This window comes from Schaalia cardiffensis, assembly GCF_016405145.1.
GTDB classification, from domain to species: Bacteria; Actinomycetota; Actinomycetes; order Actinomycetales; family Actinomycetaceae; genus Pauljensenia; species Pauljensenia cardiffensis.
The window spans coordinates 244,555-258,045 of the sequence record NZ_JAEKIA010000001.1 but is presented as its reverse complement, the minus strand read 5'-3'; the positions used below and the strand labels follow the sequence as shown (position 1 = coordinate 258,045).

Annotated in this window: 8 protein-coding genes; 3 read left to right on the top strand and 5 right to left on the bottom strand. The window is 61.0% G+C overall.

Going from position 1 to position 13,491, the window contains the following annotated elements; genetic code table 11:
- The first annotated feature begins 74 nt into the window (after positions 1–74).
- The 3 genes from JFX23_RS01155 to JFX23_RS01145 are packed head-to-tail and all read left to right on the top strand — an operon-like array spanning position 75 to position 3,388.
- Positions 75–1,487: a hypothetical protein gene (locus JFX23_RS01155; protein ID WP_198775194.1), complete on the top strand. Its 1,413-nt coding sequence runs from the start codon at positions 75–77 to the stop codon at positions 1,485–1,487.
- Entirely contained in the window at positions 1,484–2,488 is a 1,005-nt protein-coding gene (locus JFX23_RS01150) for a hypothetical protein (protein WP_198775191.1), read from the top strand. The genes JFX23_RS01155 and JFX23_RS01150 overlap by 4 nt, the downstream gene beginning before the upstream one ends.
- Before the next feature lie 39 nt (positions 2,489–2,527).
- Positions 2,528–3,388 (top strand): tetratricopeptide repeat protein, encoded by an 861-nt coding sequence (locus JFX23_RS01145; RefSeq protein WP_198775298.1) that lies wholly within the window; start codon positions 2,528–2,530, stop codon positions 3,386–3,388.
- Positions 3,389–3,444: 56 nt separating this feature from the next.
- Here JFX23_RS01145 and JFX23_RS01140 read toward each other — a convergent pair whose 3' ends face one another.
- The 5 genes from JFX23_RS01140 to glgX form a co-directional block, all read right to left on the bottom strand.
- A complete protein-coding gene (locus tag JFX23_RS01140; protein WP_233050418.1) occupies positions 3,445–4,887 on the bottom strand; it encodes a phosphotransferase in 1,443 nt (480 codons plus the stop codon).
- 251 nt (positions 4,888–5,138) lie between these two features.
- Positions 5,139–7,334 (bottom strand): 1,4-alpha-glucan branching protein GlgB, encoded by a 2,196-nt coding sequence (gene glgB / locus JFX23_RS01135; protein WP_198775179.1) that lies wholly within the window; start codon positions 7,332–7,334, stop codon positions 5,139–5,141.
- Positions 7,335–7,532: 198 nt separating this feature from the next.
- Positions 7,533–9,581: a maltotransferase domain-containing protein gene (locus JFX23_RS01130; RefSeq protein ID WP_005964290.1), complete on the bottom strand. Its 2,049-nt coding sequence runs from the start codon at positions 9,579–9,581 to the stop codon at positions 7,533–7,535.
- Between the two features lie 300 nt (positions 9,582–9,881).
- The gene (trpS, locus tag JFX23_RS01125) at positions 9,882–10,982 is read right to left on the bottom strand and encodes a tryptophan--tRNA ligase (protein ID WP_005964289.1); all 1,101 of its coding nucleotides are present in this window, start codon (positions 10,980–10,982) and stop codon (positions 9,882–9,884) included.
- Positions 10,983–11,164: 182 nt separating this feature from the next.
- On the bottom strand, positions 11,165–13,456 hold the full coding sequence (glgX, locus tag JFX23_RS01120) for a glycogen debranching protein GlgX (RefSeq protein ID WP_198775170.1): 2,292 nt from the start codon (positions 13,454–13,456) through the stop codon (positions 11,165–11,167).
- Between the last annotated feature and the right edge of the window lie 35 nt (positions 13,457–13,491).

The following is a 13,491-nucleotide window of genomic DNA, read 5'->3' as shown; positions in this document are numbered from 1 at the left end:
GCTGATGAGCAGTAGCGGCCCAATACGCATTATTGTGGGACGGATAGTGTTCTTCTACGACAGGAGAGAATCGAGTGGGGCGCCTCAAGCAGTACACGGCGGCGGTGATCGCCGCAGCTTTGTCACTCATCTTCCTGATCGTCGGTGTTCTTGCGCTGACGGTCTTTAAGCCCGCCCAGGAGTTTTCCTCCTCGGTCGTTCCTGAGCACACGCTTGTGATGACTCGTGATGGTGTCTTGCGCCTCATGGCGAAAAATGTCACCGTCACAGCGACTTCGAAATCGGGCGCCCCCGTGGCTTTGGGACTGGGCACCCCAGGTGACGTGCTCGGATGGATCGGCGATGACCCCTATACCGAGGTTGTCGGCCTCAGCTCAGATCGTTCCCTTCTCAAAACCGAGGATCGTTCGGCTGTGGGGGACGCTCAGTCAGGAGCTCAATCCGGTAGACACGCTCAGTCCGGCACCCAAGTGGGCACGCCAGGGGCTCAATCTCAGAGCTCAGCTCAATCAGGAGCCCAATCCGCAGCTCAATCCGGTGGTCGCATCGATCCTGAAGCCTCGAAACTCCTCGATGCACTTCTCGCTTCGGATATGTGGCTCCAAGTCGCGACGAATGATGGCACAGCCGCTTTGTCTTTGACTGAGGTCCCTGCATCTCGTTCTCTTCTCGCCGTTTCCGCAGGGGGAGTAGGCGATCTCGAACTGACTCTGACCTGGCCGAGCGAACGCGCAAATTGGCTCGCGATCATTTCTCTGCTGGCAGCCCTCGTTTTCGTCCTCGTCGCTGCGATTGCCGCTTTCTCCCGTTTCCACCATCTGAATCGCGTTCAGCGACGCAGCTCGAAGATCGCCACGGATGCCGAGGCCACGACTGAGAGTCTTGAGCCTGCACAAGAAGAAATGAATGTCGAGGACGAGGGGGTGCAGTCTGAAGCCCCCTCGGACAGCCAAGAACACGAGGAGCTCTTAGAAGAGCAGGCTCAAAGTCGCGCAGCTGGCGAGGAAAGGGATCCTCTTGAGGTCTCTTCCGGCCCCGAGGAGCTAGAGTCTTCACCGTCCGTTGAAACGTGCGAGGACGAAGCTCCTGAAGAAGAAACCCGGGTTGTGGGGCGGCACGGATCAGGCAGCCCCATCGATCAGGATCCTCCCGAGAGGGAGTCGACGGATACGGGTGTCATTGATCTGTCGAGTATCCGTCCTGGAATGACCTTGCCGAGTCGCCGGGCCCTTCGTGAGGCGCGTCAGAAGGGTGAGGGCACGCTCATCATTGACGGGCGTGAATTCGACACCGGTCTCATCCCTGTGATCGAAGGGAAAAAGACCACCGAAGCCCGAGATGAACACCTCTCCTCGGGCGATGCCCAATCCGCTGGAGGGGACCAAGACGGAGATGCGGATGATGTAGCCGGGCGCGCCACGAAGAGCGAATGGACCTCCTTCATGCCCGCGTGGCGCAAGAAGAGCGAAGAAGGGAAGGAAAGATGAAACGTCGCCTCTTGTCCCTCCTCGTCACCTGTGCCTCTGTCATCGCTGTGACTTCCTGCTCCACGGGCGAACTTGTCGCCCCGGATCCGGCTCAATCGGCCGAAACCGGGCCGAACCTGGACTCCGAACGCATTGCAGAGGTCTTGGCCTCCGTGCAGGAAACCATTGACGCCGCCGATAGTGCGCGCGACTCTGCGCTCCTCGAGCCTCGCGTGGGAGGAGGAGCCAAGCGCGTGCGCGCCGCCCAGTACGCTTACGCCACGGCCTCAGGGGACTCCGTACCTGCACTGGACCTGAGCCCGCAACACATTGCGATCACGAACTCGCAGCAATGGCCTCGTGCGATTCTCAATATCCGACAGGCCACGCCTTCGGAGCTTCCACTCATTGAGGTTCTCGTCCAAGACGATGCCCGCTCTGATTATGCGCTCACGGCCTGGTGCCGAATGCTCGGGGGCACCTCAGTCACGATCCCCTCGATCGATGAGGGCTCGGCGTATGTGAGCAATGATTCGACGGGTTTCGTCATGACTCCCGGTGAGGCACTGAGCGCCTACACCGATATGCTCAACGCCTCCGAAGTCTCGAATGCCTCTTTCGCAACCGACGAATTCACCACGCAATACGTTGACACCGTGCAGAACCTGTCCTCGAGCCTCGAGAAGGCAGGAACGATCTCGGCTCTTGCCACGCCGAGCGAGGAGCCCGTGTCAGGAGTAGTCCTGCAGGACGGTTCTGCTCTGGTCGCCGCTCACTTCACCTATACGCTCACCTATTCACGAACGATCGCCAGATCGACAATGCGCCTGGGCGGTCAGACCGCGACCATGAACGCTGGGGATGACGACACTGTGAAGGGCAGCGCCGTTGTGAGCTATGTGGCGACCATCCTGCTCAATATCCCCTCCGCCAAACAGGGCGGCGTCGCCCGAGTGGTGGGTGCTGAGCGAATGATCGAATCCGTCACCATGGATGATTCCTCCAACCCAGACGGCAACTAAGAGATCTGAAGGAAAGAAGCTCGAACAGTGACAGAGCAGATGAACCCGGCCGACTCTCATGGAGCGATCGACCTTTCCACTTCACCATCGCAGGCCTCAACGACAGAGGCTCTCGAGGCGGGGGAGGGGTTGAACATTCCCCTGGTCCTTTCGGGTACGGAAGAGAACTTCCAGGCGATCATGGCGACCTCGCAGAGCCTGCCGGTCATTATCACCATGTATTCGGGCCGTTCCCTTGAGAGCAAGCCGACGCTCCAGGTGTTCGAAGGACTTGCCCGAGAGTTCGGGGGCCGCTTTCAGTTCGTCTCCATCGATATCGACGCCAATCCCGCGATCGCCCAGGCTTTCCAGATCGAGGGCGTTCCTACGGCGGTTGCGCTCATCGGTGGGCGCCCGCTACCCCTTTTCCAAGGGGCGGCGCAAAAGGAGCAGGTCAAACCGATTATCGAACAGGTCTTGGAGGCCGCCTCGCAGATGGGTGTCACCGGCCGCGTCGCGCTGAGCGCTGAGGACATCGCCGAGCCGATCCCCCCTGAGCACGAGGCCCCCCTTGCAGCGGAGACCGCAGGAGATCTCAAGAGCGCGATCGCCCAATGGGAGCGTGTGATCGAACTCAATCCTCGTGACACGAAGGCGAAGACGCATCTGGCGCGCGTGCGCCTCCTGGAGCGCAGTGCGAATACTCCTGTGCAGGACCCGGCCGCCAAAGCCGACGCCCTTTTCTCAGCAGGGCAAGAGGAGCAGGCCTACGATCTGCTGCTGGACATCATTGGAGGCGAAGACGAAGAGGACGTGAAGGACGCGGCGCGTCTGCGCCTCCTTGACCTCTTCCGCATCGCGGGCAACACCCCGGCGGTGCTCAAGGCCCGCACTCGCCTGTCAATGCTCGTGATGATCTGAGCTTCAGACCTCTGTGAAGGGGCTGCCCGTTTTCGGGCAGCCCCTTCACCTCTTCTTCAGCCGAGGAGGGCGCTGATCCCCTCCAGGGGGATCGCCAACCAATCGGGACGGTTCCTCGCCTCGTAGACGGCCTCGTAGAGGGCCTTATCGAGTTCGAGAGCCTCCAGCAGGATTGTGCGGGTTCGGGACTGCTCCTCGTTGAGCGGCGATGAGGCCTGGGTGTAGCCCTCGAGGAAGGAATGGCGCATTTGAGAAAGCCACGTGGGATCTGCTGCTTTCCCCACGGCTGCGGCATAGTCGAAGGAGCGGAGCATACCGGCGACATCGCGCATCGGCTGGTCCGGCATTGAACGCTCGGCGAGGGGACGCAAAGGCTCGCCCTCGAAATCCAAGACGAACCAGCGCTCCTGAGCCCCTTCGGGAACCTCCTTTTCACGCAGGACCTGCCCGAGGTGATAATCGCCGTGAATACGGCTCGCGGGCTCCAGGCAATCAAGCGTGTCCAACTTGGAAAGGACCTCTTCGACCCGCTGTCTCAGGCCCTCGATTCGGGCCTCGAGTTCTCCGACCTCGTCGATCGCCCAACGGGCGCGAGAACGAAGCGATGCTGCGAGTTCACGGGGTGAAGAGGGCGTGGCAGTACCGAGGGCCTTTTGAATGTACACGTGCATCTGAGCACTCGTTTCACCCAATTCTCGGGCGAGAGCGCGCGCTCGAGCACGAATGGGACCATCCACGTCATCGGTATGTGCAAGCTCGCAGAACAATTCGAAACCATCGTCGGCCTTCGGGATGAAGACGCAGGCAACCGCCGAATCGGAGAGGACCGGAAGATGGGTGAGGGGGTCTTCCCAGCTGAGAGTGGACCAGGCGACGGGGGTGCGCACACGGTCCCAGCCCTCGCCCGCAAGGGCCGCAGAGACTTCAACATCCGGGTTGCGTCCGGGGGCGAGAACACGGAAGAGCTTAACGACAATATCGGAATCACAGCCGTCTGAACGGTCATGGGGAGAGGGCATGACGACATTCGTATTGGACTGTTCCCCGGTCATGACCCTGCCCGAATCTGCGCGAGACGAGATTGCTTCTGCTCCTGCGCCCATGACGCTTCCGGCTTCGAGGGCGGCGTGGGCCCAGGCCCGCCAAAAGTCGGGGTGATGGGGTCCATCGACGAGGGCGGAGGAGGAACCCGGGATGACGAAACCCCATGTGCCCGCCGACTCTCCCGGGGAGGCGAAAGAATCGAGGTCCTCGGCGGCAGCCAGGACGAGGGGAACATGGATGAAAACTGGCGCATCCTCATTGGGGCGTTTGGCTGCGATCAGGAGATCTTTGACATTCCAGGCGAGCTGAACCTCGACGGCGATTGACAGCTCTTCGAGCGTGGGAACGGCGTTTCCCTTCAAAGGGAACCATCGACGTTCAGGCATCCACTTGAGGAGGAGACTGAGGAGTTCGGATTCGCTGGGCCATTCGTGTGCTGAGTTGAGGGGGACCATTCCTCCATCATCCCTCATTGGAAGCGTTTCCGGTAGCGGCTTGAGCAAGGCGCGAACGGGGAAGTGATCGAGGCTGAAAGGGGGAGTGAATCGACGAGTTGTCGAAGAGATAAGAAGAGGCTGAGCTCGGGCATCCTGGATGCGGGAGGGATTACAGCGGTACGCAAGCGCACAGCTTCATCGATCTCATCCACGGCCTGCACGAAGCGGTGCCCCGACCATTGGCCGGGGCACCACGAGAGTCGAACAGATCAGTTCGCCGCGTCAGCGGGAGAGAGCCAGAGAACACCGAGGGGTGGGATGCGCAACTCGACCGAGTAGGGGCGTCCGTTCCACGGGATCGGCTCGGCGATGATCGTTCCCGGGTTCGTCACTCCAGAGCCTCCGAAGTCCTCTGCATCGGTGTTGAGGATCTCCGTCCATTCGCCGCCGAAGGGCAGGCCGATCCGGTAGCCCTCATGCGGGTTTCCGGCGAAGTTCGCGGCGCACACGACAACGGGCTGATCAGAACCACTCCTCTGTCCCTTGCGCAGGTAGGAGATGAGATTGTGATCGCCATCGGAGGCGTCAATCCACTCGAAACCGGTGTAATCGTCATCCCAGAACGCCGAGTTCTTCGTGTAGATCCGGTTGAGTTCAGCGACAAGACGCTGCACGCCCGCATGTCCTTCGAAGTCCGTGAGCCACCAGTCGAGGGAGTAGGACTCGTTCCACTCCTGACGCTGAGCGATCTCCTGGCCCATGAAAACGAGCTGCTTGCCCGGATGCGACCACTGGTAGGCGAAAAGGGCGCGAAGGCCTGCAAAACGCTGCCAGTCATCACCCGGCATCTTCTCAACGAGGGTCCCTTTACCGTGCACGACCTCATCGTGGGAGAGGGGCAGAACATAGTTCTCAGAGAAGGCGTACACGAGGGAGAAGGTGAGTTCCCCGTGGTGCCAGCGCCGGTTGACCGGGTCTTCGGACAGGTAGCGCAGGGTGTCGTTCATCCAGCCCATGTTCCACTTCATGCCAAAACCCAGGCCCCCACCACTGGTCGGTGCGGTGACTCCTGGCCATGCGGTCGACTCTTCGGCGATCATCACGATGCCCGGGTGACGCAGGTAGGCGGTCGCATTCGCCTCCTGGAGGAACTCGATCGCCTCCAGGTTCTCGCGGCCTCCGTACTGGTTCGGACGCCATTGGCCGTCCTTGCGCGAGTAATCGAGGTAGAGCATGGAGGCGACGGCGTCGACGCGCAGCCCGTCGATGTGGAAGTCCTCAAGCCAGTACAAGGCATTCGCGACGAGGAAGTTACGGACTTCGCGTCGACCGAAGTTGAAAACGTAGGTACCCCAGTCCGGGTGCTCCCCGCGCAGGGGATCCGGGTCCTCGTACAGGGGAGTGCCGTCGAAACGGGCGAGCGCCCAATCATCCTTCGGGAAGTGGGCGGGCACCCAGTCGAGGATGACGCCGATCCCGGCCTTGTGGAGTTCATCAACGAGGTAGCGGAAGTCGTCGGGAGTGCCGAAACGCGAAGTCGGCGCATAGTAGGAAGTGACCTGGTAGCCCCAGGATCCTCCGAAGGGGTGCTCGGCGAGGGGCATGAACTCGACGTGGGTGAAGCCCATCTCCTTGAGGTAGGGGACGAGTTCATCGGCGAGTCCGCGGTATCCCAGGCCCTGCTTCCACGATCCCGCGTGGATTTCGTAGATCGACATCGGGCCGGTGTGCACGGAGCTTTGCGCGCGCTTGGCCATCCACTCGTCATCGCTCCACTCATGGAAGTAGTCGGTGACGACGGAGGCAGTGGCCGGGGGAATCTCAGTGGCGCGTGCGAGCGGATCAGCCTTTTGGAACCAGTCGCCGCCGGGTCCTTGGATCTCGTACTTGTATCGGGCGCCGACCTTCACTCCGGGGATGAAGATCTCCCAGACTCCAGAAGAGCCGAGGGAACGCATCGCAGTTGCACTGCCATCCCAGAAATTGAAATCGCCGACGACGCGGACAGCACGAGCATTCGGTGCCCACACGGCGAAGGCCACGCCTTCGACCTCGCCCATGGTTCCTTGGAAGGTCTTGACGTGGGCGCCGAGAACCTTCCAGAGCTGCTCGTGACGTCCCTCGGAAATGAGGTAGGTGTCCATCTCGCCCAGGGTCGGCAGATAGTGGTAAGGGTCGTCGAGGAGGGTGATCTGATCGCCGTAGGTGACGCGCACGCGGTAGTCGGGGATCTCCTCAAGGGGGAGGACCACGACCCACACGCCGCAGCGTTCGTGCGTTGCCGGATATGACTCGTCAGCGGTGACGATGTCGACGGCATCGGCAAGGTGGTGAACCGTGCGAACCGTCACGGAACCATTGCCGAGGTGAGCTCCGAGAACGGAGTGGGGCATGTAATGAGACCCGGAGCCGATCGCGTCGAGGACGCCGTCGTCAACGGGGATGGGAGTCATATCCGTATCCATGGGACTAATTGTCGCACGTCACGCTCCTTCGTGTGAGCGGCGCGACACATCATCTTCAAGAAGAATCACTGAAAGAGCGATCGTGCGTCTCGGTGCGGAGCAGAGGAAGAGCCCTGAAAAGAAACGGGGCTTGGCCCCTGACAGAAAAATCAGGGGCCAAGCCGGTGGAGAGCTCGGATGAAGCGGAATCAGCGGCGTTCAGTGTCCGCTCGTCCACGGATCGAAATCCGTCGCTGGTTCGACCGAGAAGACATGACCCAGGCGCGTAACGGGGGAGAGGTCCACCCAATTGTTCGCGCCCCAGGTGTAGGTGCGACCATCGAGTTCATCCACGACCTTGAACAGGCCGCCGGGCGCGTCAACTCCGAGGGAAGACACATCGATCTCAACCGTTCCCGACACGCCCTGATGCGGGTCGAGAGAAACGACGCAGATGACGGTGTCGGGCTGTCCGGACTCGGTGAAACGGGCGGGGACTTGCTTGGAGAAGCATATGATCCCCGGGTGTGAGGTCGGATGGATCTTCAAGGAGTGCAGCTGGCGCAAGGCCGGATGCTTCGCCCTCGCAGCGTTGAGGAGGGTGAAGAGCTTCGTAATGCCGATCGATTCGGCCTCCTCCCACTTCCTCGGGCGGAACTCGTACTTCTCATTGTCGTTCTGCTCTTCGAAACCGGGGCGCTGGACGTTCTCAATGAACTCGTAACCCGAGTAGATCCCCCAGTTCGGCGAGCCGAGGGCGGCGAGCAAAGCGCGGATTGCGAAGATCGCCGTTCCACCTGTCGTCATCTGGGCGGTGAGAATGTCGTGCGTCGTCGGCCAGAAAGTCGGTCGCAGGACGTGGGCGGTCTCGTGAGCGAGCTCGTCCAAGTAGGATTCGATCTCGTCTTTCGTTGTGCGCCACGCGAAATACGTGTAGGACTGGTCGAAACCGACCGCGCCGAGGGTGCGCATCATCGCAGGACGGGTGAAAGCCTCAGCCAAGAAGATGATGTTCGGGTGCGTCCTCTTCACATCGGCGATGATCTCTTGCCAGAAGCGCACGGGCTTCGTGTGCGGGTTGTCGACGCGGAAGATCGTGACGCCATGAGAGATCCAGACCTCCAGGACCTCTCGGACCGCGGCGTAGATTCCCGGGTAGTCGTTGTCGAAGTTCAGGGGGTAGATGTCCTGGTACTTCTTCGGGGGGTTCTCCGCAAAGGCGATGGATCCGTCGGCGCGGGTTGTGAACCACTCGGGGTGGGACTTCACCCAGGGATGATCCGGTGAGCACTGGAGCGCCAAGTCGAGGGCGACTTCCATGCCCAGGGAGCGGGCACGATCGACGAAAGCGTCGAAGTCATTGAAATCTCCGAGCTCGGGGTGGATCGCGTCGTGTCCTCCGGCTTCGGCGCCGATGCCATAGGGGGAACCGGGGTCGCCTTCGAGTGCGACGAGGGTGTTGTTTTTCCCCTTGCGGTTTGTCACGCCGATCGGGTGGATCGGAGTCAGGTAGACGACGTCGAAGCCCATATCGGCGATGCGTTCGAGCTCAGTGGCGGCGGTCTTCAAAGTGCCGGAGACCCAGGTGCCGTCGGGGCGCTGGAAGGCGCCGGCCGAACGGGGGAAGATCTCGTACCAGGCGCCGCTGAGTGCTCGGGAGCGGGCGACTTGAAGAGGATAGGTGCGTGAAGAGCCGATGAGGTCGCGCACAGGGTGAGCGCGGAACACCGCGCGCACGCGGGAGGACAAGCCTGCGGATAAGCGCTGCTGGGGTGAGCGGGAAGAATCTCGAAGATGAGCAGCTGCGTCTTCCAAGACAGCCGTTTCCTCAGGTGAGAGGGGCTCTTGGGTTGGATTGAGAATTGCAGTTCCGGTGATGGCGCGTTCGAAGAGACGAGCACCCTCTTCGAGCATGAGATCAACGTCGACCCCCGCATCCACTTTGATGGCCGCGTCGTGACGCCAGGTCGCATAAGGGTCGGACCAGGAGTCTACCCGAAAGCCCCAGTCCCCCGGTCGATCGGGCATCACCCAGGCTTCGTAGCGGTCGAGTCCTGGAGCGATGTCGCTCATAGGAGCACGAGAGTGCTCCTTGCCTTTCGGGTCGATGAGCACTGCTTCAGCGGCGTAGGCGTCGTGGCCCTCACGAAAGACGGTGGCCCGGATGGGGAAGGGCTCGTTCTCGGTCGCCTTGGCTGGAATACAGCCGCCCTCGACGACGGGGAAGAGCTCGGTAACGGGGATACGGGGCAAAAGATTGTCACTCACGTCACCAGGTTAGCGAAGAGAGTGTTCCTTCGTGCCCTTCATGGGCAATTGCCTCCAGCTCAGATTCCACGCCCGAAACGCTCAGGGGGCATACGCAAGCATGAGGAGGAAAACGCTCCGATCTCGGCCCGTGTATCGGAGTTGGGGGCATGCGCAGACGGGAGGAGGAAAGGCCTTCGACTTTCCGGCAAGAACTAGCGAAGCTGAACAAGCTTTGGGAAAACCATGGTGAGGGTGTCCTCACATCGCCAAGAACACCCTCACTGACGAGCAGTCTTTCTCCTCCTGAAACGAAGAGAGTCAGTAGTTCATCTGCATGGCTTGGCGAACCTCGAGGAGAGTCTCATCAGCTTGGGCATTCGCGCGCTCATTGCCCTCATGGAGGATCTCCAGCAGGTAGTCCTCGTTCGCGATGAGTTCGGCGCGGCGGGCCCGTATAGGGGCGAGCATCTCGTTGAGGAACTCGGTGACGAGGGCTTTCAAAGCACCGGCCCCCCGATCGCCGATTGAATCTGCGATGACAAGAGGATCTTGGCCGCTCGCCAGGGAGGCGAGCATGAGCAGATTCGAAACCTCAGGGCGATTCTTCGGATCGTAAGTGATCATGCGTTCCGCGTCAGTCTTCGCCTTCTTCAACATCTTCGCTGTCTCATCGGCACTCATACCGAGTTCGATAGTGTTCCCGCGAGACTTCGACATCTTCAGGCCATCCGTGCCCAAAAGGAGGGGAACCTCAGACAAGAGTGCCTCGGGGCGTGGGAAGACCGGGCGCTCAGGGGTTGCCCGGCCATAGCGCTTGTCGAAGCGCTGAGCGATGAGGCGCGCCTGCTCAAGGTGGGGCAGCTGGTCTTGACCCACGGGCACGAGATTCGCCTTGCAGAACAAGATGTCGGCAGCCTGATGGACCGGGTAGGTGAGCATGAGGCCCGACATGGCCCGACCATCACTCGCCTCAAGCTCGGACTTCACCGTCGGATTGCGGTGCAGTTCCGACTCCGTCACGAGGGAGAGGAAAGGCAGCATGAGCTGATTAAGCGCGGGGACGGCGGAGTGGTTGAAGATCGTTGAATGCTTCGGGTCGATACCCGCAGCAAGGTAGTCGGCGATGAGGCTGAGCACGCGCTCACGGATCGGGCCGACGCCATCACGGTCGGTGATCACCTGGTAGTCGGCAATGAGGACCCAGGTTTCGACGCCCCGGTCCTGCAGGAGAACCCTATTGCGCAAAGTACCGAAGTAATGGCCGAGGTGCAGGTGTCCAGTCGGACGGTCGCCCGTGAGGATCCTGAAACGTGAAGGATCTTCATCGATCGCGAGATCAATTTGGGCTGAGCGTTCTTTTGAACGCGCGAGCGAGGCGTCAGACGTGGAGTTTGCGAGTGCGTCTTCACTGGTCGTCATGGGCAGATCTTATCGCGAGCACAAACACTTCCCATCCTCAAGGTGGGGAGGGCAAAGGCGAGCAGCTTCGAGCGTCAAGGGGCGCTGCCTCTTGTCCTCAAGATCGGGGGAGGGGAGAAAAACAAGGGAAGAGACACGACGATGCCCAGGGCCGAAGAAAAAGGGCGTGTCTCAGCGGGGAGTCAACGCCGAGGCGAATAGCTCACATCGGACATGAGCAGGCGGACAGAGACAGGGGCGAGTTCAAAAGCCTCTCCGCTGGCGACCTGCTTCAAATCGAGACTCAGTTGTGCGGCCTCGATCCCCTTTGGCAAAGCCTCGTCAAGGTTAGGCCAAGCGGTGTCCACCGTGAGGAGCCAGTCGAAACCGTGGCCCTCAGGGGGTGTGACCTCGGCGGTTTCCAAAGTCCCATTCACAATCAGCAGAGCATCGCGGTCGTGCCAACTCGCACCCGAGCGCAGCATCTGGAAGACCCGGTTCTCTTCCTTCGACCATCCTTCAGAAGGCATGGGCGCACCCGAAGCCGTGTACCAGGACAGGTCGGGAATCGTGTCACCGGGGAAGGGCATTCCCGTCGCGAAAATACTGGGGCGCAAAACCGGATGCGTCAGGCGAAGGGCGATCAGCCACTTCGTCCACTCCTTTTGGTCAATCTGCTCAGCAGTGAGGTCCCAATCTACCCAGGAGATCGGCGAATCCTGGCAATACGCGTTGTTATTGCCGTTTTGGGTGCGGGCGAACTCGTCTCCGCCCACCAGCATCGGAGTCCCCGAGGACAAGAGAAGAGTCGTGAGCAGATTGCGCTGCGTGCGCCTGCGGCGACGGAAAGTTAGCGCCCGCCCGTCCTCGGCCTCCGAGGAGGCGCCCGCGATGGTCGCCCTCTCGCGCGAGGTCACCGGACCTTCGATGCCGTGGTTCCACGAACGATTGTCATCCGAACCATCCCGGTTGCCTTCGAGATTCGCCCAATTGTGCTTCACGTTGTACGCAGTGAGATCCGCAAGGGTGAAACCGTCATGGGCCGTCACGAAGTTGATCGAGGCACGAGGCCCACGACCAACGCCGACACCGTGGTCGTACACGTCGCGCGAACCTGCGAGCCGGGTCGCCAGGTTATTCGGACCCGAGGCCCTGCGCCCGTCGACCAGGGCTTGAACATCCGAAAGCCAAAAGCTGCGCAGTACGCCGCGGTAGTGGTCGTTCCACTCGGAGAAGGGGACCGGGAAATTGCCCGTCTGCCAGCCCCCCGGCCCAATGTCCCAAGGCTCGGCGATGAGTTTCGAGGTCGAAATCTCCGGGTCCGTCGCCATTCCGACGAGGAGAGGATGCATCGGGCTGAACCCCGTCGAGAAACGCCCCAAGGTCGCCGCCAGGTCGAAGCGGAAGCCGTCAACGCCCATCGAAGTCGTCCAGTAGCGCAAAGAGTCGAGGACCATCGCGATTGTCCTCGGCTCGTCGACGTTCATCGTGTTACCGCAGCCCGTGTCGTCAATGTTTTGAACCGGGTGAGTGTTGGTATGGCGGTAGTACAGATCCGAATCCAAACCGCGCCAGCACAGGGAGAGGCCGCCGTCCCCGCCCTCGCAGGTGTGGTTGTAGACGACATCGAGGATGACCTCAATACCGGCCTGGTGGAGGATCGACACCATGCCGCGGAACTCGTCGACAACCGCCTGCGCGCCATTGATCTGCGCGGCGCGAGTCGCGTAGGAGGGCTCGGGGGCAAAGAAAGACAGAGTCGAATAACCCCAATAGTTCGTCAGCCCTCGCTCAGAGAGGAAGGGCTCTTCACATTTCGCATGGATCGGCAGGAGTTCAATCGAGGTAATACCGAGTTCCTTGAGATAGGCCACGCACACGGGATGAGCGAGACCCGCGTAGGTCCCCTGAAGCTCCGGCGGGATGCCGGGCATATTCTTCGTGAACCCCTTGACGTGGATCTCGTAGAGGATCGTCTTCTCCCAAGGAATACGGGGTTTGGGTGCGACCGCGAAACGATTATCGACGACGACCGAGTAGGGGACATGACCGCGCGAATCAAGAGGGGAGCGTTTGAAAGGGTGATGAGTGGGATACAGGTCCTCGTCCACCATATGCGCGTACACCGCAGGCACCATGTCGACGGTGCCCTCGAGCCCTCTCGCGTAAGGGTCGAGAAGAAGCTTCGCCGGATTGTGGAAGAGCCCCGAGTCCGGGTCCCAGGGACCATGAACGCGGAAACCGTAGCGTGTTCCCGTTCCGCGGCCCTCGATATGCCCGTGCCAGATGCCCTCATTCGAGGGGAGTAGACGATAGCGGGTTTCTGAGCCTTCGGGTTCAATGACGCAGAACTCCACTGTGGTGGCGGCCCTTGCGACGACGGCGACATCGAGACCATTGCCGCGGCGGGTGATGCCCAAACGACCGGGAACCGGATTCGGGTCGCTCACCTGCACCACGGTGGAATGATGGCCGTGTGAATGACCGCGAGTCATCGTTGCTTCTCCTCATGCTCCTCATCAGGCGCTCT